The sequence below is a fragment of the Streptomyces sp. NPDC086787 genome (assembly GCF_044745865.1).
Classification (GTDB): Bacteria; Actinomycetota; Actinomycetes; order Streptomycetales; family Streptomycetaceae; genus Streptomyces.
The window spans coordinates 164,457-182,973 of the sequence record NZ_JBIVBC010000013.1; the positions used below are offsets into that span (position 1 = coordinate 164,457).

At 71.7% G+C, this 18,517-nt stretch carries 14 protein-coding genes; 4 read left to right on the forward strand and 10 right to left on the reverse strand.

Annotated features, from left to right (window positions below):
• Positions 1–193: 193 nt before the first annotated feature.
• Positions 194–1,465, reverse strand: coding sequence for an AI-2E family transporter (locus tag ACIPK3_RS26625; RefSeq protein ID WP_402573561.1), 1,272 nt, complete (start codon positions 1,463–1,465; stop codon positions 194–196).
• Positions 1,466–1,524: 59 nt separating this feature from the next.
• Positions 1,525–1,719, reverse strand: a complete 195-nt coding sequence (locus ACIPK3_RS26630) for a DUF3046 domain-containing protein (protein WP_402573563.1) — start codon at positions 1,717–1,719, stop codon at positions 1,525–1,527.
• An 81-nt stretch (positions 1,720–1,800) separates the two neighbouring features.
• Between ACIPK3_RS26630 and ACIPK3_RS26635 the strand changes: the two genes are divergently transcribed.
• The 4 genes from ACIPK3_RS26635 (at position 1,801) to ACIPK3_RS26650 (ending at position 9,460) form a co-directional block, all read left to right on the forward strand.
• Positions 1,801–2,757: a hypothetical protein gene (locus ACIPK3_RS26635; protein WP_402573565.1), complete on the forward strand. Its 957-nt coding sequence runs from the start codon at positions 1,801–1,803 to the stop codon at positions 2,755–2,757.
• A gap of 126 nt (positions 2,758–2,883) precedes the next feature.
• On the forward strand, positions 2,884–7,758 hold the full coding sequence (locus tag ACIPK3_RS26640; RefSeq protein WP_402573567.1) for an ATP-dependent helicase: 4,875 nt from the start codon (positions 2,884–2,886) through the stop codon (positions 7,756–7,758).
• Positions 7,759–7,785: 27 nt separating this feature from the next.
• Complete coding sequence (locus ACIPK3_RS26645) at positions 7,786–8,628, forward strand: Fpg/Nei family DNA glycosylase (RefSeq protein ID WP_402573569.1); 843 nt, start codon at positions 7,786–7,788, stop codon at positions 8,626–8,628.
• A gap of 67 nt (positions 8,629–8,695) precedes the next feature.
• Positions 8,696–9,460 (forward strand): SDR family NAD(P)-dependent oxidoreductase, encoded by a 765-nt coding sequence (locus tag ACIPK3_RS26650; protein WP_402573571.1) that lies wholly within the window; start codon positions 8,696–8,698, stop codon positions 9,458–9,460.
• A 363-nt stretch (positions 9,461–9,823) separates the two neighbouring features.
• On the opposite strand, the gene ACIPK3_RS26655 is transcribed toward ACIPK3_RS26650, so the two are convergent.
• The 8 genes from ACIPK3_RS26655 to ACIPK3_RS26690 form a co-directional block, all read right to left on the reverse strand.
• The gene (locus ACIPK3_RS26655) at positions 9,824–10,294 is read right to left on the reverse strand and encodes a Dps family protein (RefSeq protein WP_402573573.1); all 471 of its coding nucleotides are present in this window, start codon (positions 10,292–10,294) and stop codon (positions 9,824–9,826) included.
• A gap of 205 nt (positions 10,295–10,499) precedes the next feature.
• Positions 10,500–10,874 carry a helix-turn-helix domain-containing protein gene (locus tag ACIPK3_RS26660; RefSeq protein WP_014675397.1) on the reverse strand — a complete coding sequence of 125 codons (375 nt, stop codon included), beginning with the start codon at positions 10,872–10,874 and terminating at the stop codon, positions 10,500–10,502.
• A gap of 109 nt (positions 10,875–10,983) precedes the next feature.
• Positions 10,984–11,529, reverse strand: coding sequence for a CinA family protein (locus ACIPK3_RS26665; protein ID WP_402573575.1), 546 nt, complete (start codon positions 11,527–11,529; stop codon positions 10,984–10,986).
• On the reverse strand, positions 11,526–12,284 hold the full coding sequence (gene pgsA / locus ACIPK3_RS26670) for a CDP-diacylglycerol--glycerol-3-phosphate 3-phosphatidyltransferase (protein ID WP_402573577.1): 759 nt from the start codon (positions 12,282–12,284) through the stop codon (positions 11,526–11,528). Before pgsA ends, ACIPK3_RS26665 begins: the two co-directional genes overlap by 4 nt.
• Positions 12,281–13,756, reverse strand: coding sequence for a 30S ribosomal protein S12 methylthiotransferase RimO (gene rimO, locus ACIPK3_RS26675; RefSeq protein ID WP_402573579.1), 1,476 nt, complete (start codon positions 13,754–13,756; stop codon positions 12,281–12,283). Before rimO ends, pgsA begins: the two co-directional genes overlap by 4 nt.
• Before the next feature lie 91 nt (positions 13,757–13,847).
• Positions 13,848–14,693 carry a helix-turn-helix domain-containing protein gene (locus tag ACIPK3_RS26680; protein ID WP_402573581.1) on the reverse strand — a complete coding sequence of 282 codons (846 nt, stop codon included), beginning with the start codon at positions 14,691–14,693 and terminating at the stop codon, positions 13,848–13,850.
• A 280-nt stretch (positions 14,694–14,973) separates the two neighbouring features.
• The gene (locus ACIPK3_RS26685; protein ID WP_402573583.1) at positions 14,974–17,679 is read right to left on the reverse strand and encodes a DNA translocase FtsK; all 2,706 of its coding nucleotides are present in this window, start codon (positions 17,677–17,679) and stop codon (positions 14,974–14,976) included.
• 124 nt (positions 17,680–17,803) lie between these two features.
• On the reverse strand, positions 17,804–18,487 hold the full coding sequence (locus ACIPK3_RS26690) for a two-component system response regulator (RefSeq protein ID WP_402573585.1): 684 nt from the start codon (positions 18,485–18,487) through the stop codon (positions 17,804–17,806).
• Between the last annotated feature and the right edge of the window lie 30 nt (positions 18,488–18,517).

The following is an 18,517-nucleotide window of genomic DNA, read 5'->3' on the forward strand; positions in this document are numbered from 1 at the left end:
CTTGTGTCGATCGCTTCACGTCAAAGACGCTAACGCCTGCCACTGACAATGCGCCCCGACGCCGGTCCGGCCTGTGGATAACTCGGGTACTTTTCCACCCAAAGCGTGCCGAAATCCCGTCCGAGAGCCTCGCCCGAACCCCAATGAGAATAGATGTTCGATTTTCGTGTCAAGCGCTGCCCGCGGCCCCCGCTCAGGAAGTGCTCTCCTCCGGGGCCGCCGCGACGGGCTCGCCGGTCCCGGGCCGGGCGGTCCACAGTCTCCGCACGCGGGCGAACGGGCCGGGTCCGCCCGCCGCGGGTGTGCGGTGACCGTGCACCCGGGGGTCGTCGGTCACGTCGTACCGCTTCACATACGCGCCCAGGAACGCCTGCAGCGTGGCGACCGCGGGAATGGCGATGAGGGCGCCGACGGCACCGAGCAACGCGGTGCCCGCGATGACCGATCCGAAGGCGACCGCCGGGTGGATGTCGACGGTCTTGGAGGTCAGCTTCGGCTGAAGCACATAGTTCTCGAACTGCTGGTAGATGACCACGAAGACCAGCACCCACACCGCGTACCAGGGGTTGACCGTGAACGCGATCAGCATGGGCAGCGCGCCCGCCAGGTACGTGCCGATGGTGGGGATGAACTGCGAGACCAGGCCCACCCAGACACCCAGCACGGGCGCGTACGGCACGCCCAGCGCCTGGAGCAGGATGTAGTGCGCGGCTCCGGAAACGAGAGCCATGAGCCCGCGCGAGTAGAGGTAGCCGCCGGTCTTGTCGACGGCGATCTCCCACGCGCGCAGCACCTCGGCCTGCCGGGCGGGCGGCAGCACGGAGCACACGGTGCGGCGCAGCCGCGGCCCGTCGGCCGCGAAGTAGAACGAGAACAGCGTGATCGTCAGCAGCCGGAACAGGCCGCCGAGCACCTGGGCGGAGACGTCGAGCACGCCCGCGGCGCTGGTCTGCGCGTACTTGCGCAGCCAGTCGGAGTGGAGCAGTCCCTCCTGGACGTCCACACGCCTGAAGTCGGTGTGGAACCTCTGGTTGACCCAGTTGATCAACGCGTCGAGATAGCCGGGGAATCCCTCGATCATCTTGATGATCTGGCCCGCGAGCATCGAGCCGAGCAGGGTGACGAACCCGGCAGTCACGACCACCAGGCCGAGGAAGACCAGGAAGGTGGCGAACCCCCTGCGCATTCCCCGGGCGGCCATCCAGCTGACCGCGGGCTCTATCGCGAGGGCCAGGAAGAGCGCGATGAGGATGTTGATCAGCAGACCGGTCAGCTGGTGGAAGGCCCAGCTGCCGAGCTGGAAGCAGGCGATGAGGGCGAGCGCGAGCACCATGGCACGCGGCAGCCAGCGCGGCATGCGCGCGACCGGCCCGGCGGCGCCGTCGGCCGGGGGCCGGGCGGGCGGCGTCGTACCGAACGGGGATGTGTGCGGGGCTGTCTGCCCGGTGTCGTCAGTGGGTGCCACGGGGCAAGTCTCGCCCACGCCGCCGACGGCGCGCCGCCCCCGTGCCTCCTCGCGGCCGTTCAGTGCTTTTCCCCGGGCACGTTCATGACGGCGCAGACCACGCGCCACACGTCCTTGGCATCCCAGCCGGCGTCCAGCGCCCCGTGCACCGTGCGCCCGCCGAGCTCCGTCATCACGTGGTCGCGCGCGAAGGTGTCGGCGTACCCCGGACCGAAGTGTTCCGCCATCCGCTGCCAGAAGACCGTCAACCGCATGACACCAGTATCCCGCTCCTGGGGGTGGGCCCTGCCCGGGGACCGCTTGCCGAGACCGCTTTCCGTCCTACGGTCTGACGCATGCCCGAAACAGGAGCTTCCCCACTCCCCCGCCCACTCCTCGACCCGTCCACGGCGCGCTCCCCGCTCTTCCGCGCCGAACAGTTCGTCTGGCTCACCGCGCGCGTGCTGGAACAGCGCCTGTTCGCCTTCCACTTCCTGAACGGTGGCGCCGAGCCGGTGGAGGTCGCGCTGGACGCCTACCGCAATGACGACGGCGGATACGGCCACGCGCTCGACCCCGATCTGCGCGGACCGGTGAGCCAGCCGCCGCACACCGGGCACGCGTTGCGCGTCCTGGACGCCATCGGGCGGTGCGGGGGGCAGCGGGTGGAGCGGGTGTGCCGCTATCTGACGTCCGTGTCCACCGCGGACGGCGCCCTGCCGGCGGTCGACCCCAGCCAGCGCGGCTATCCGGCGGCTCCGTCCGTGCCGATCGTGGACGCCCCGCCGAGCGAGCTGCTGGCCACCGGGCCCGTGGTGGGCCTGCTGCACCGCAACGACGTGTGGCACGCCTGGCTGTTCCGGGCCACCGACTTCTGCTGGCAGGCCGTGGACGCCCTGGAGAAGTCCCACCCCTACGAGATCGAGGCCGCCGTGGCCTTCCTGGACTCGGTGCCCGACCGCCCGCGCGCGGAGGCCTCCGCGGACCGGCTGGGCCGCATGGTCCGTGAGCAGCGGATCGCGGCTCTGGACCCCGGAATGCTCGAGGACTACCCGGTCGCGCCCGGATACGCCCTGGGCGAGCACCGCTTCCCGCACGACTTCGCGAGAACACCTCGTTCGCTCGCGCGCGCGTGGTTCACGGACGAGGAGATGGCGCGTTCCCTGGACTTCCTCGCCGGGGAGCAGCGTGAGGACGGCGGCTGGCCGGTGCACCGGCGCCCGTGGGCGCCCGGCACGGTCCTGGAGACCCGCCCCATGGCGACGATCGAGGCCCTGCGCACACTCAGGGCGTACGGCCGGTTCGTGGGGTGATACGGGGAGGCGCGGGAGGCCGACGCCTGGTGGTCCGCGGTACCGGCCACCCCGCGCCCCCTCCCGGAGCGGACCGAGTCCTCGCAGGTCGGCGGGATTGTCAGTGTCCGGGTGCAGGATGGACGCATGGTCAGCTCCGCGCATCGGGCCCTCGACGGCTTCTCCCCCGCGACCCGCGGCTGGTTCACGGGGGCGTTCTCCGCGCCCACCGCGGCCCAGGCGGGCGCGTGGCAAGCCATCGGTGAGGGTTCGGACGTGCTGGTGGTGGCGCCGACCGGCTCCGGGAAGACACTGGCCGCGTTCCTCGCCGCGCTGGACCGGCTCGCCTCGGCTCCCCCGCCGGCCGACCCGAGGAAGCGCTGCCGTGTGCTGTACGTGTCACCGCTGAAGGCGCTCGCGGTGGACGTCGAGCGCAATCTGCGCAGCCCGCTCACCGGTATCCGGCAGGAGTCGGTGCGGCTGGGCCTGCCCGAACCCGAGGTCAAGGTGGGCATCCGGTCCGGTGACACCCCGGCCGCCGAGCGCCGCGCCCTGTCCACCCGCCCACCGGACATCCTGATCACCACCCCGGAGTCCCTGTTCCTGATGCTGACGTCGGCCACGCGCGACGCGCTGACCGGCGTGGAGACGGTGATCCTGGACGAGGTGCACGCGGTCGCGGGCACCAAGCGCGGCGCGCATCTGGCGCTGTCCCTCGAGCGGCTGGACGAGCTGCTGCCGAAACCCGCTCGCCGCATCGGACTCTCCGCGACCGTCCGCCCGGTCGACGAGGTGGCCCGCTATCTCTCCCCCCACCGCAGGGTGGAGATTGTCCAGCCGCCGTCCGGCAAGGAGTTCGATCTCTCCGTCGTCGTCCCGGTGGAGGATCTCGGCGAACTGGGCGGCTCCCCGGTGGCCGACGGCCAGGAGGGCGCGGAACGGCCGTCGATCTGGCCGCATGTCGAGGAGCGGATCACGGACCTGGTCCAGGCCCACCGCTCGACGATCGTGTTCGCCAACTCCCGCCGCCTCGCCGAGAGGCTGTGCAACCGGCTCAACGAGATCGCCTACGAGCGCGCCACCGGCGAGCCGTTGGACGAGCATCACTCGCCCGCCGAGCTGATGGGCGGCTCGGGCGCGGGGCGGGGCGCGCCGCCGGTCATCGCCCGTGCCCACCACGGCTCGGTCTCCAAGGAGCAGCGCGCCCTGGTCGAGGAGGACCTGAAGGCCGGCCGTCTGCCCGCCGTGGTGGCCACCTCCAGCCTGGAGCTGGGTATCGACATGGGCGCGGTGGACCTGGTCGTGCAGGTGGAGTCCCCGCCGTCGGTGGCCTCCGGCCTCCAGCGGGTCGGCCGCGCGGGACACCAGGTGGGGGCGGTCTCCACGGGCGTGGTCTTCCCGAAGTACCGCGGTGACCTCGTCCAGGCGGCCGTGGTCACCGAGCGTATGCGCTCCGGCTCCATCGAGTCGTTGCGGGTGCCCGCCAACCCGCTGGACGTCCTGGCGCAGCAGCTGGTGGCGATGACGGCGCTGGACGCCTGGCAGTTCGACGACCTGCTCGCCACGGTGCGCCGGGCCGCGCCCTTCGCCGCACTGCCCGAGTCGGCGTTCACGGCGGTCCTCGACATGCTCGCGGGCCGCTACCCCTCGGACGCGTTCGCCGAGCTGCGCCCGCGCGTGGTGTGGGACCGGGTGACGGGGACGATCACCGGTCGGCCGGGGGCGCAGCGCCTCGCCGTCACCTCCGGCGGCACGATCCCGGACCGCGGCCTGTTCGGGGTGTTCCTGGCCGGAGCGGATCCGAAGAAGGGCGGCGGCCGCGTCGGCGAACTCGACGAGGAGATGGTCTACGAGTCCCGGGTCGGCGACGTCTTCACCCTGGGCACCAGTTCCTGGCGCATCGAGGACATCACACGCGACCGTGTTCTGGTCTCCCCCGCGCCCGGGGTGCCCGGGCGGCTGCCGTTCTGGAAGGGCGACCAGCTCGGCCGCCCGCTGGAACTGGGGCGCGCGGTGGGGGCGTTCCTGCGCGAGGTCGGCTCGCTGTCGAAGGACGACGCGCGGCTGCGGCTGCTGACCGCGGGACTCGACGCCTGGGCCGCGGACAACGTCCTGTCCTATCTGGACGAGCAGCGCGAGGCCTGTGGTCATGTCCCGGACGACCGCACGATCGTCGTGGAGCGCTTCCGCGACGAGCTGGGCGACTGGCGGGTGGTCGTGCACTCTCCCTTCGGCGCGCAGGTCCACGCCCCGTGGGCGCTCGCCCTGGGCGCCCGGCTGTCCGAGCGGTACGGCATGGACGCCCAGGTCATGCACGCCGACGACGGCATCGTGCTGCGGCTGCCGGACGCCGACCTGATGAGCCTCGACCTGCTGGACCAGGATCCGGGGAGGCCCGGCGCCGAGTACGACGGCGAGCGGGCCCCGGTCGGGGCGGCGGATGTCACGTTCGACAAGGGCGAGGTGGACCAGATGGTCACCGAGCAGGTCGGCGGTTCGGCGCTGTTCGCGTCCCGGTTCCGTGAGTGCGCGGCCCGCGCGCTGCTGCTGCCGCGGCGCAGCCCCGGAAAGCGCACCCCGTTGTGGCAACAACGCCAGCGGGCCGCCCAACTGCTCCAGGTGGCGAGCGACTTCGGTTCGTTCCCCATCGTGCTGGAGGCGGTGCGCGAGTGCCTCCAGGACGTCTTCGACGTCCCCGGCCTGGTGGAGCTGATGGGTGATGTCGAGTCCCGGAAGGTGCGACTGGTCGAGGTCACCACGCCCGAGCCGTCCCCGTTCGCGCGCTCGCTCCTGTTCGGCTACGTGGCCCAGTTCCTGTACGAGGGCGACTCGCCGCTCGCCGAGCGCCGTGCCGCCGCGCTCTCCCTGGACTCACGGCTGCTGGCCGAACTGCTGGGACAGGCGGAGCTGCGCGAGCTGCTCGACGCGGAGGTACTGGCCGAGCTGGAGCGGGAGCTCCAGTGGCTGACCGAGGACCGCCGCGTCAAGGACGTCGAGGGCGTCGCCGACCTGCTGCGGCTGCTGGGCCCGCTCACGGAGGCCGAACTGGCCGAGCGGGGCGCCGAGCCGGGCTGGGCCGGGGAGTTGGCCGCCGCCCGCCGGGCCATCCGGGTGCGGATCGCCGGCGCCGACCACTGGGCGGCGATCGAGGACGCGGGCCGACTGCGTGACGCCCTGGGCACGGCGCTGCCCGTCGGCGTCCCCGAGGCCTTCACCGAGCCCGTCAAGGATCCCCTCGGTGACCTCCTCGCCCGTTTCGCCCGCACGCACGGCCCGTTCACCTCGGCGGCCGCGGCCGCCCGATTCGGACTGGGCGCGGCGGTGACCGACGGCGCGCTGCACCGGCTCGCCGCGGGCGGACGGGTCGTACAGGGCGAGTTCCACCCGGCGGGAATCGGTCAGGAGTGGTGCGACGCGACCGTGCTGCGCCGGCTGCGCCGGCGTTCGCTGGCGGCGCTGCGGCACGAGCTGGAGCCGGTGCCGCCGCCGGCGCTGGCGCAGTTCCTGCCGCAGTGGCAGCACATCGGCAAGGGGCACGGTCTGCGTGGCGTCGACGGACTGGTGCGCGCCGTGGAGCAGGTACAGGGCGCGTCCGTGCCCGCGTCGGCCCTGGAGAAGCTGGTCCTGCCGTCACGGGTGGCGGACTACACCCCGGCGATGCTCGACGAGCTGACCGCCGCGGGCGAGGTGGTGTGGGCCGGGGCGGGCGCGCTGCCCGGCAAGGACGGCTGGGTGGGGCTCTATCTGGCCGACGCGGCGCCCCTGCTCCTGCCGCCGCCCCACCCCCTGGAGCTGACCGCCCTCCACCAGTCGGTCCTGGACGCGCTCTCCGGCGGCTACGGCCTGTTCTTCCGGCAGATCGCCGACCACGTCCGGGCCACCACCCACCCCGAGGCCACCGATCCCCAACTGGCCGACGCGGTCTGGGACCTGGCCTGGTCCGGCCGGCTCACCAACGACACCCTCGCGCCGATGCGTTCGCTGCTGGGTTCCGGTCGTACGGCGGGCGCCACGGCCCATCGCGCCAAGCGGGCGGTGCCGCGGGGGCGTTACGGCTCCCTGACTGCGGCCGCCCGTCCGGCATCGCGCACCGGCCCGCCGACCGTCGCGGGCCGCTGGTCCCTGCTTCCCCGGCAGGAGCCGGATCCCACCGTGCGCGCACACGCGCTGGCGCGCACGCTCCTCGACCGGCACGGAGTGGTGACCCGGGGAGCCGTGGCCGCGGAGGGCGTCGAGGGCGGCTTCTCGGGGGTGTACCGCATCCTGTCCGCCTTCGAGGAACTCGGCCAGGCGCGGCGCGGGTACGTGGTGGAGGGCCTCGGCGCGGCCCAGTTCGCGATGGACGGCGCCGTGGACCGTCTGCGCGCGGTGTCCAACGCCCGCGAGCGGGGCGCGGGCCCGTCCCCGGGCTTCACCGGTGCCGACCCGGCGGGCTTCGGGAACGGCGGCCCAGCAGGCTTCGACCCGGCCGACGGCGACTACTTCGGGCCGCCCGACTCCCCCTTCCCGGCCGTCCCCGGTGACTATGTCTCGCCCCGCGACTTCACCTCACCGGGTGACGGCGGTCCCGCCACCCCGCAGGGCCATGGCGACCGGCGTAGCCGCACCCCGGCCGTCGGCACCCGGAGCGACACGCGATCCGTCGTCCTCGCCGCGGCCGACCCGGCCAACGCCTATGGAGCCGCTCTCCCGTGGCCGGAGCCGCCGACCGGGGCCGGGCACAAGCCGGGGCGCAAGGCGGGCTCGCTGGTCGTGCTGGTGGACGGCGAGCTGACGCTCTACATGGAGCGTGGCGGCAAGACGTTGCTGGCCTGGCCCGCCGACCCGGAGGGCGCACCGGCCGACGATCCCCGCCTGCGGGCCGCCGCCGAGTCCCTGGCGGCCGCCGCGCGCGCCGGTGCCCTCGGCACGGTCACGGTGGAGCGGGTCAACGGCGCCGCGTCCCTGACCTCCCCGCTGGGCGCCCTCCTGGAGGGTGCCGGTTTCATCGCGACCCCGCGCGGACTGCGGCTCAGAGCATGACCGGCACGGTGCAGACGGGAGGGCCTCATGCCCGAGGGTGACACGGTCTGGCAGGCCGCGAGGCGGCTGCACGAGGCGCTCGCGGGCAGCGTGCTGACCCGCAGTGATCTCCGGGTGCCGAGGTATGCCACGGCCGACCTCACCGGACGCACGGTCCTGGACGTCACCCCCCGGGGCAAACACCTGCTCACGCGTATCGAGGGTGGCCTGACGCTGCACTCGCATCTGCGGATGGACGGCTCGTGGAAGGTCTACGGGAGCGGCCAGCGCTGGCGCGGCGGCCCGGCTCACCAGATCCGCGCGATCCTCGGCACCGAGGACCGCACCGCGGTGGGGTACCGCCTCCCGGTCCTCGATCTGCTCCGCACGGCCGACGAGCCCCGGGTGGTCGGCCATCTCGGCCCCGATCTGCTGGGCCCTGACTGGGACCCCGGACTGGCCCTGAGCAACCTTCTCGCCGATCCCGGCCGCCCGCTCGGCGAGGCCCTGCTCGATCAGCGCAATCTGGCCGGCATCGGCAACGTCTACAAGAGCGAGCTCTGCTTCCTGCTCGGCGCCACCCCCTGGCTCCCGGTGGGCGCGCTGCTCCCCGACCGCGCGGCGACTCTGCCCGCGCTCGCCAGGAAGCTCCTGGAGGCCAACCGCGAGCGACCGGTACGCAGCACGACCGGCCTGCGCGGTCAGGACCTGTTCGTGTACGGCCGAGCCCCCCGCCCCTGTCTTCGCTGCCGGACCCCGGTCCGCGAGGCCGACCAGGGTGACGGCTCCCGGGAACGGCCCACGTACTGGTGTCCGGGCTGCCAGTGGGGCCCTGCCCCCGCGCCACGGGCCCGGTGGTCCCGCCGGATCCGTCCCGCCACCGGCCCCTGACGGACCGCGGCGACCGAAGACGTCACATCAATTGACGCACCGTCAGAAACCCTCGTACGGTCCCCTCATGCCCGTCAAGGTGTACGACCTCACCGGACGCACGGCGTTCGTCACCGGCGCCGCCGGCGGCATCGGCCGGGCCTCGGCCGTTCTGCTCGCCGAGGCGGGCGCGACCGTGCACTGCGCCGACCTGGACGCGGACGGCCTGGGCGAGACGGCCGCCCTGATCGAGAAGCGCGGCGGCAGCGCCCGTACCCACCTGGTCGACGTCACCGACCGGGCACGGCTCGCGCGAGCGGTCCGGTCCTGCGAGCGTCTCGACGTGATGGCGGCGATCGCCGGGGTCATGCACAGCAGCCCGGTCCTGGAGACCCGGGACGAGGATCTCGACCGAGTACTGAACGTCAACTTCAAGGGCGTGCTGTACGCCTGCCAGGAAGCGGCCCGGCTGATGCTCGCGCGCGGCGCCGGAGGCAGCATCGTCACCATGGCGTCCGGCGCCGTCGACACCGGTGGTCCCGGGCTGCTCTGCTACGGCGCCGCGAAGGCAGCGGTGGTCCAGTTGACGAAGACCCTTGCGAACGAGGTGGGCGGGCACGGCATCCGTGTCAACGCGGTCGCTCCGGGCTGGATCCGCACGCCCATGACCAGCCGTCACGACGGGGAGGCCCAGGCGCACACCGAGACCCGCATGGCCCGTATGTCGCCGCTCGGCAGGGTCGGCGAACCGGACGACGTGGCACAGGCGGTGCTCTATCTGGCCTGTGACGCCTCGTCGTTCACGACGGGCCAGATCCTGCGCCCGAACGGGGGTGTCGCGATGCCTTGGTGACGCTCGGGACGCTGCCCGCCCGCCAGGCGGCCACCCACCGACCCGCCCCCACGGCTCCCGCCGCCCGCAGCTTCGGCACACAGTGCACCGGCAGCAGGCTCAGCCCCCATCCCCCGGCGGCCACCGCGTCCTCGAACACGCCGGTGTCGGCACCCGAGACGAACCGCAGCGCGGCCCACCACCACACCGCACCGAACCCCAGCACGGCCCCCCGTCGCACTATCCGCCCCACCATGGCGCCACCTCCAGCCGGACGCTAGAACGCCGCACCGGGCTCCGGGCAGGCGCACCAAGGGCTCACCGGTGCACCGCCGGGCCTGGCGATGGCGGACGGGCGGACGGCAGTCGTCGCGGGGGGCACGCTCACGCGTTCTCCGCCTGGAACATCCAGTGATGCTTCTCCAGATCCGCTGTGATGGTGATGAAGATGTCCTGCGACACCGGATCCGGCTCCGCGGTGGACTCCACCCGCTCCCGCATCCGTGTGATGATCCGGCCGAGACCGTCCACGAGCGTCCCCACCGCGTCCGTGTCCTTGATCCAGCCCGCGGGGGTGGATCCGATGCCGCTGTCGGCGGCCACCGTGGCGGCCCGTCCGTCGGGTGGGACGCCGAGCGTCGACGCCCGCTCCGCGACCGTGTCGGAGTGGGTGCGCGCGCTGGCGACCACGTCGTCCAGCTGGAGGTGGATGGACCGGAAACGGGGCCCGACGATGTTCCAGTGGACCTGCTTGGCGACCAGCGACAGGTCCACCAGGTCGACCAGTGCGCCCTGGAGCGCCTCGGCCACGGTTTTCCGGTCCGCGTCGGACAACGGGCTCTTCACCACGTACATGCGCAATCCTCCGTTGGCTCTGCGTCGCCACGTCCCTCCACCATGACCGCCAGGCCGCATACCGGCAAATGGACGCAAAACGGATCGACGGTGTACGCGAGGAGACGCACGGAAGCCCCGGCTGCGCCTCCTCCTGGAAAGTTCCGGGAGGAAGCCCCGGCCGGGGCCTCACACGTGTCGCGTCACAAAGCCATGCGCGGGGGTGTCACGCGGCGACCACGTCCACCGCCTCGGCAGGTGCCTTGATGGTCACCCGCTCCGGTGGCACACCGGTCACCGAGACGGAACCCAGCATCGGGCGAACCGGCGTGGGTACGGGCTCGGTGGCCCGGGCGGACTGGGCCAGCTCGGCGAGGGCGAGCTCGTCGCTCACTTCCCGCATGAGCTCGGACATCCGTACGTCAAGCGCGTCGCAGATCGCGGCGAGCAGCTCGGAGGAAGCCTCCTTCTGCCCCCGCTCCACCTCGGAGAGATAGCCGAGTGAGACTCGGGCGGACGAGGAGACTTCGCGCAGAGTACGGCCCTGGCGCTGGCGCTGCCGACGCAGCACGTCACCAAGCAGGCGACGGAGCAGAATCATCGGTGGCTCCCTCCTCGGACCGCGTAGCCGCATCCTTCACGCCCCACCGTACCGCCTTGCGCCGCGGCCGTGCGGGGAGCGATGTCGTGTTCACTCAGGGCTGCAAACATCAAAACCCCCCGTTCTGTTCCGTATCCTGTGCCCGCTCATTTCCGGTCTGTTCGCCCCCGAGCCCTCTCAGGAGCAGTGCGAGTACGCTCCGTACACTCTCCTTACGGATTTCCGTGCGGTCGCCGTTCAACCGCAGAGCCTCGACTTTTCCGCCACCGGCAGAACCGGAATCCACCCCGGACGGTCCTTCGGCCGCCACGAAGACCGTCCCGACGGGCTTGCCGTCCTGCGGTTCCGGGCCTGCGACACCCGTCGTGGCGAGGCCCCAGTCGGCTCCCAGCGCCTTGCGCACGCCCGCCGCCATCTGGGCCGCGACCTGCGGATCCACCGCTCCGGACTGCGCCAGCAAGGTGGCGTCGACACCCAGCAGTTCACGCTTCAGCTCGGTGGCGTAGGCGGTGACGGATCCCCGGAAGACCTTGGAGGCGCCGGGCACCGCCGTGATCTCCGCCGCGACCAGGCCGCCGGTCAGCGACTCCGCCACGGCGAGGGTCTCACCCCTCACCGTGAGTAGTCGGACAAGTTCGGCGGCCGTGTCGTTCACTCGTCCGAGCCCTCCAGGGCGGCCTTGCGCTCGGCGATTCCCCGCCTGCGCAGCACGACGGCCTGCCGCACGTAGTCGAGCCCGGTGACCACGGTCAGCACGACCGCCGCCGCCATCACCCAGAACCTCAGGGTCGCGAGCCACCCGGTCAGCGCCAGCACATACATCCCCACGGCGACGCCCTGGGTGAGCGTCTTGAGCTTGCCACCACGGCTGGCGGGAATGACGCCGTAGCGGATGACCAGGAAACGCAGCAGGGTGACCCCGAGCTCCCGGCCGAGGATGACCACCGTCACCCACCAGGGCAGGTCGCCCAGCGCGGAGAGACAGATCAGCGCCGCTCCCATGATCGCCTTGTCGGCGATGGGATCGGCGATCTTCCCGAAGTCGGTGACCAGGTTGTAGGTGCGCGCCAGATGCCCGTCGAACAGGTCGGTGATCATGGCGATGGCGAAGGCCGCCCAGGCGAGCGAGCGCCACGCCGGGTCATAGCCGCCACCGGCCAGCATCAGCGCCACGAAACCGGGCACGAGGACCAGCCGGAGCATGGTCAGCAGATTGGCGACATTCCAGAGGCTGGCCTGGTTGACGGCCGCGGCCGCCAGCTTCGCCCCGCGCGGGGGCCGCGCCCCGCCCTGCGGGTCGGAGACGGGAGTGGAAGCGGAACCACCCGCGGCACCGGAGGAGGCCGTGGGGCCCGTGGCGCCCCGCGCGGCGGGCGAGCCGCCCGCGGCGGAGGCCGGTGCTCCCGTCATCTGCTCGCCTCCTCGCCGCGCGCGAACGAGCCCTGCAGAGGCTCGGCCACCAGGTCGACGCCCTCCGTCCCGACCACCTTCGCCTCGACCATACGACCGATGGACATGCCTTCGCCGCTCGTGAGCAGCACCTGGCCATCCGTCTCCGGCGCCTGGTGGGCCGCGCGGCCGTGGACGCCCTCTTCCTCGTCGACGGACTCGACGAGGACGTGCACGGTCTCCCCGAGGCGCTCCTCGGCGCGCTGCGAGACGAGCTCCTCGGCAAGTCGCGAGACGCGGGCCAGTCGGTCCGCGACGACGTCCACGTCCAGCTTGTTGTCGTACGTCGCCGCTTCCGTGCCCTCCTCGTCGGAGTAGCCGAAGACGCCGATGGCGTCCAACCGCGCGTGGTTCAGGAACCGCTCGAGCTCGGCCAGGTCGGACTCGGACTCGCCGGGGAACCCGACGATGAAGTTGGAGCGCACGCCGGCCTGCGGAGCCTTGCCGCGGATGGTGTCGAGCAGTTCCAGGAAGCGGTCGGTGTCGCCGAAGCGGCGCATGGCGCGCAGCACGCCGGGCGCGGAGTGCTGGAAGGACAGGTCGAAGTACGGGACGACCTTCGGGGTGGAGGTCAGGACGTCGATCAGTCCCGGCCGCATCTCGGCCGGCTGGAGGTAGCTCACTCGCACCCGCTCGATGCCGTCGACCTCGGCGAGCTCGGGCAGCAGGGACTCCAGCAGCCGGATGTCGCCCAGGTCCTTGCCGTACGAGGTGTTGTTCTCCGAGACCAGCATGACCTCCTTGACGCCCTGCTCGGCCAGCCAGCGCGTCTCGTTCAGCACGTCGCTGGGGCGGCGGGAGATGAAGGAGCCGCGGAAGGAGGGGATGGCGCAGAAGGAGCAGCGCCGGTCGCAGCCGGAGGCGAGCTTCACCGAGGCGACCGGGGCCCCGTCCAGACGGCGGCGCAGGGGCGCGCGGGGGCCGGACTGCGGGGCCAGTCCCTGGGGGAGGTCCTCCGGGGCGCCGTGCCCCGGCAGAGCCACCGCGGTCGCCGAGTCCTGGCGCTCGGCCGGGCTGATCGGCAGCAGCTTGCGGCGGTCACGCGGAGTGTGGGCGGCGTGGATGCCGCCGCTCAGGATGGTCTGGAGACGGTCCGAGATGTCCGAGTAGTCGTCGAAGCCGAGTACACCGTCCGCCTCGGGGAGGGCCTCGGCGAGTTCCTTGCCGTACCGCTCGGCCATGCAGCCCACCGCCACGACGGCCTGGGTTCTGCCGTGCCCCTTGAGATCGTTGGCCTCCAGGAGGGCGTCCACGGAGTCCTTCTTGGCCGCGTCGACGAAGCCGCAGGTGTTGACCACGGCTACATCGGCGTCCGAGGCATCCTCGACGAGGTGCCAGCCGTCCGCCTCCAAACGGCCTGCGAGCTCCTCCGAGTCCACCTCGTTACGGGCGCAGCCGAGAGTGACTAGTGCGACGGTACGGCGTTCAGGCATGGGCTCAAGAGTACTTCGTCCGACTGACACCCCATGTCGACGGGGTTGGCCGATCTTGGCCAACCCCGTGCGTACCCGGTTGTACGAGTCCCTAGCCGACCTCGGGATCACCCTTCGTGTACGTCAGCCGCTCCACCGCTCCCGGCTGGAAGTCGTCCTCGATCTTCTTTCCGTTGACGTACAGCTTGATCGCGCCCGCGTCGCCCAGGATGAGGTTGATCTTCGAGCTGTCCTGGAACGTCTTCGACTCGCCCTTCTTGAGGAGCCCGTCGAAGAGCATGCGGCCGTTGTGGTCCTTGGCGGAGATCCAGCTGCGCCCGTTGGGGGCGCTCACCTGGACGGTGACCTTGTCCTGCGGAGCGGCGGCGATGGCGCTGTCGGCCGGCGCGGGCTTCTCGGCGGCGGGCTTGCTCTTCTTCGGCGTGGGCGAGGCGGACTTGCCGGACGGGGCGCCGCCCTGGGCGACCTGGTCGGTGGCGCCGCCACCGTCGCCGCCGCCCTTGAACGCGGTGAACGCGACGAAGCCGATCACGGCGACGATCGCGGCGACCATGGCCGCGGTCCAGTTGGGTCCGCGCCGCTCGGGGCGGATGCGCTCGGCCTCGAAGAGAGGAGCGGCCGGGGTCGGGGCGGGACGCCCGCCGTGGTCGGCGTCGAACTGCTCGATGAGCGGTGCCGGATCGAGGCGGACGGCTCTGGCCAGGGTGCGGATGTGACCGCGGGCGTACACGTCACCGCCACAGGGGGTGAAGTCGTCGGCTTCGATGGCGTGCACGATCGCGATGCGGACACGAGTGGCACCGCTGACGTCGTCGACGGTGAGCCCGGCCGCAATACGCGCGTCCTTCAGGGCGCGGCCCACGGACGTACGGGCTTCCTCGGAGTCGGACACGAATTGGAACGGACGCTCGTCCTCAGGGGAGTTGCCGATGGACACGGGGGCGCCTTTCGAGCGAGTAGCCACCTGTGCTGGAAATTCAGTCTAGGGGGGGTACGAAAGGGAGGGGCAACCGGGCGGTGGGATTTGTACGCCATCGGTATGGCCGGTCATCCGATGGCGGGCCAGACACGGGTCCAGTGTGGTACCCCTACCTGCCCTCCCGCTCAACTTGACGTTCGTCACAGGGAAACGGTTGCCCGGTGTTCTCTAACGGGTGGATCACGGCGATGCCTCCGAACGGTCGTATCCCTGTTTCCCGGCTTCCTCCCTCTGCCGTCTACCCCTCGGATTCCCCGCGTATCACGGCGAGAACGCCGTCGAGCTCGTCGGGTTTCACCAGCACGTCACGGGCCTTGGAACCTTCGCTGGGGCCGACGATGTTCCGCGACTCCATGAGGTCCATCAGCCGGCCGGCCTTGGCGAAGCCGACGCGCAGCTTGCGCTGGAGCATGGACGTCGAACCGAACTGGGTGGAGACGACGAGTTCGGCCGCCTGGCAGAGCAGGTCGAGGTCGTCGCCGATGTCCTCGTCGATCTCCTTCTTCTGCTTGGTGCCCACGGTGACGTCGTCCCGGAAGACGGGTGTCATCTGCGCCTTGCAGTGCTGGACGACGACCGCGACCTCCTCCTCGGTGACGAACGCTCCCTGCATACGGACCGGTTTGTTGGCGCCCATCGGCAGGAACAGGCCGTCGCCCTTGCCGATCAGCTTCTCGGCACCGGGCTGGTCGAGGATGACGCGGGAGTCGGCGAGCGAGGAGGTGGCGAAGGCGAGCCGCGAGGGCACGTTCGCCTTGATGAGCCCGGTGACGACGTCGACGGACGGCCGCTGGGTGGCCAGCACCAGGTGGATGCCGGCCGCGCGCGCGAGCTGCGTGATGCGGACGATGGCGTCCTCGACGTCGCGCGGCGCGACCATCATGAGGTCGGCCAGCTCGTCCACGATGACCAGGAGGTAGGGGTACGGCTGGAGTTCCCGTTCGCTGCCCTCGGGCAGCTTCACCTTGCCGGCCCGGATGGCCTCGTTGAAGTCGTCGATGTGCCGGAAGCCGAACGCGGCCAGGTCGTCGTATCTGAGGTCCATCTCGCGCACGACCCACTGGAGCGCCTCGGCGGCCCGCTTGGGGTTGGTGATGATCGGCGTGATCAGGTGCGGAATGCCCTCGTAGGCGGTCAGTTCGACACGCTTGGGGTCGACCAGGACCATACGGACGTCTTCGGGGGTCGCGCGCACCATGATCGAGGTGATCAGGCAGTTGATGCAGGACGACTTGCCGGCCCCGGTGGCGCCGGCGACCAGGATGTGCGGCATCTTCGCCAGGTTGGCCGTGACATAGCCGCCCTCGACGTCCTTGCCGAGCGCGACCAGCATCGGGTGCTCGTCCTCGGAGGCGTCCGCGAGCCGCAGTACGTCACCGAGGTTGACCATCTCCCGGTCGGTGTTCGGGATCTCGATGCCGACCGCCGACTTGCCGGGGATCGGGCTGATGATCCGCACGTCCGGGCTGGCGACGGCGTACGCGATGTTCTTGGTGAGCGCGGTGATCCGCTCGACCTTCACGGCGGGGCCGAGCGTGACCTCGTACCGGGTGACCGTCGGACCACGGGTGAACCCGGTGACGTCCGCGTCCACCTTGAACTCCGTGAAGACCTGGCGCAGGGAGTCCACGATCACGTCGTTGGCGGCGCTGCGCGACTTGCCGGGGCCACCGCGGGTGAGGAGGTCCAGCGAGGGCAGCGAGTAGGTGATGTCGCCGGAGAGCTGGAGCTGCTCGGCGCGTGGCGGCAGGTCGCGCGGCTTCTCGGGCGCCTTCGTCAGGTCCGGTACGGCGGTCTCGGTCTTGAGCTTCTCCTGTCGCGGCCGTCCGGCCGGGGCCGGGACCGGGGTGGGGACCGGCGTGGTCTCCTCGCGGTCGCCCACGGTCACACCCTGGGTGAGGTCCGCGACCAGCGCTGAGGGCGGCATGCCGTGCAGGACGGCGCCGTCGAGGTCGGCGGCGGCCGCCGCGGCGATGTCCACGGCGTCCAGCCTGCGGTCCATGGCGGGCTGCGGCACCGCGGAGCGCCGGGGGCGGCTGCGGCGCCTGCTGAGGGCCTCCTGCTCGGCGTCCTCGGGCTCGTAGTCCAGGGAGGCGCCCTGGCGCTTGCGGGGGCGCGCGGGCAGCGCCTCGCGCCATTGCTCGTCATAGCGCTCGTCGTCTTCGCCGAACTCGTCCCGCGCGGGGTCGTGCACGACGCCCAGCCGCACGCCGAGGGCCCGCAGCCGCTGCGGGATCGCGTTGACCGGTGTCGCGGTGACGACGAGCAGGCCGAAGACCGTGAGCAGGACCAGCATGGGCACGGCGAGAACCTCGCCCATGGTGAACGTCAACGGGGTCGCCGCCGCCCAGCCGATGAGTCCGCCCGCGTCCCTTATGGACTGCATGCCGTCGCTGCGGGCGGGCGAGCCGCAGGCCACGTGGACCTGGCCGAGCACGCCGATGACGAGCGCGGACAGGCCGATGACGATGCGGCCGTTGGCCTCGGGCTTCTCGGGATGGCGGATGAAGCGCACCGCGATGACCGCGAGCAGTATCGGCACGAGCAGGTCCAGACGCCCGAAGGCACCGGTCACCAGGATCTCGACCAGGTCGCCGACGGGGCCGCGCAGGTCGGCCCAGGTGCCGGCGGCCACGATCAGCGCCACGCCGAACAGCAGCAGCGCGACACCGTCCTTGCGGTGAGCCGGGTCCAGGTTCTTCGCGCCCTGCCCTATGCCCCGGAAGACAGCGCCGACAGCGTGCGCGAGGCCCAGCCAGAGGGCGCGCACGAGGCGGTAGACGCCCCCGGTGGGGCTGGGCACCGGTTTGGACGGCGCCGGCTTCCTCGCCGCGGCCTTCCTGGCGGGCGCCTTCTTCGCGGCGGCCCTCTTCGCCGGTGCCTTCGCGGGAGCAGCCGCTTTCTTCGCGGGCTGCTTCTTGGCTGCGGAGGGACGTGAGGCCATGGGTGTGAGGTTACCGGTGGAGACGACAAGGGACACGTGTGCCTTGCGCTTCACCCGATCGTGTCGCCCTTGCCGAGGCGCTGAACTGACGCGCGCTCACGCCCAACTGGGGCCGGAGCGAGCGTCAGTTCTGCGACGGGACCGACGGCGCGCCGCTGCCCGTGCCCGGCTCCAGCGCGTCGAGGGCCCGGCGCAGACCCGTGAGCTTGCGTTCGAGATGGGCCGCGGTGGCCACTGCGGCCGCGTCCGCGGAGTCGTCGTCCAACTGCTTGGACAGCGCCTCCGCCTGCTCCTCGACGGCCGCGAGCCGCGCGGACAGCTCGGCGAGCAGCCCGGCCGGCTCCTTGCCGGCGCCGACCGCGCCCTTGCCGCCGCCCTCCAACTGGAGCCGCAGCAGCGCCGCCTGCTCCCGCAACTGGCAGTTCTTCATGTACAGATCGACGAACACCGAAACCTTGGCGCGCAGCACCCATGGGTCGAACGGTTTGGAGATGTAGTCCACCGCGCCCGCCGCGTAGCCGCGGAAGGTGTGGTGCGGGCCGTGGTTGATCGCGGTGAGGAAGATGATCGGGATGTCCCGGGTCCGTTCTCGCCGCTTGATGTGCGCGGCGGTTTCGAAACCGTCCATTCCTGGCATCTGAACGTCCAGCAGAATGACCGCGAAGTCGTCCGTGAGCAGTGCTTTGAGCGCTTCCTCCCCGGACGATGCCCGCACCAGCGTCTGATCGAGCGCAGAGAGGATGGCCTCCAGCGCCAGCAGATTCTCCGGCCGGTCATCGACCAGGAGGATCTTGGCCTTCTGCACCATGGCCCGCCCTCCTCGCCCCGGCGGTACACC

What these genes read in the sequence shown, in the direction of transcription:
- ACIPK3_RS26690 (WP_402573585.1), bottom strand. Translation starts at nt 18,487, where the DNA reads ATGGTGCAGAAGGCCAAGATCCTCCTGGTCGATGACCGGCCGGAGAAT.
- ACIPK3_RS26630 (WP_402573563.1), bottom strand. Translation starts at nt 1,719, where the DNA reads ATGCGGTTGACGGTCTTCTGGCAGCGGATGGCGGAACACTTCGGTCCG.
- ACIPK3_RS26660 (WP_014675397.1), bottom strand. Translation starts at nt 10,874, where the DNA reads ATGATTCTGCTCCGTCGCCTGCTTGGTGACGTGCTGCGTCGGCAGCGC.
- ACIPK3_RS26635 (WP_402573565.1), top strand. Translation starts at nt 1,801, where the DNA reads ATGCCCGAAACAGGAGCTTCCCCACTCCCCCGCCCACTCCTCGACCCG.
- ACIPK3_RS26640 (WP_402573567.1), top strand. Translation starts at nt 2,884, where the DNA reads ATGGTCAGCTCCGCGCATCGGGCCCTCGACGGCTTCTCCCCCGCGACC.
- ACIPK3_RS26650 (WP_402573571.1), top strand. Translation starts at nt 8,696, where the DNA reads ATGCCCGTCAAGGTGTACGACCTCACCGGACGCACGGCGTTCGTCACC.
- ACIPK3_RS26655 (WP_402573573.1), bottom strand. Translation starts at nt 10,294, where the DNA reads ATGTACGTGGTGAAGAGCCCGTTGTCCGACGCGGACCGGAAAACCGTG.
- rimO (WP_402573579.1), bottom strand. Translation starts at nt 13,756, where the DNA reads ATGCCTGAACGCCGTACCGTCGCACTAGTCACTCTCGGCTGCGCCCGT.
- ACIPK3_RS26685 (WP_402573583.1), bottom strand. Translation starts at nt 17,679, where the DNA reads ATGGCCTCACGTCCCTCCGCAGCCAAGAAGCAGCCCGCGAAGAAAGCG.
- ACIPK3_RS26645 (WP_402573569.1), top strand. Translation starts at nt 7,786, where the DNA reads ATGCCCGAGGGTGACACGGTCTGGCAGGCCGCGAGGCGGCTGCACGAG.
- pgsA (WP_402573577.1), bottom strand. Translation starts at nt 12,284, where the DNA reads ATGACGGGAGCACCGGCCTCCGCCGCGGGCGGCTCGCCCGCCGCGCGG.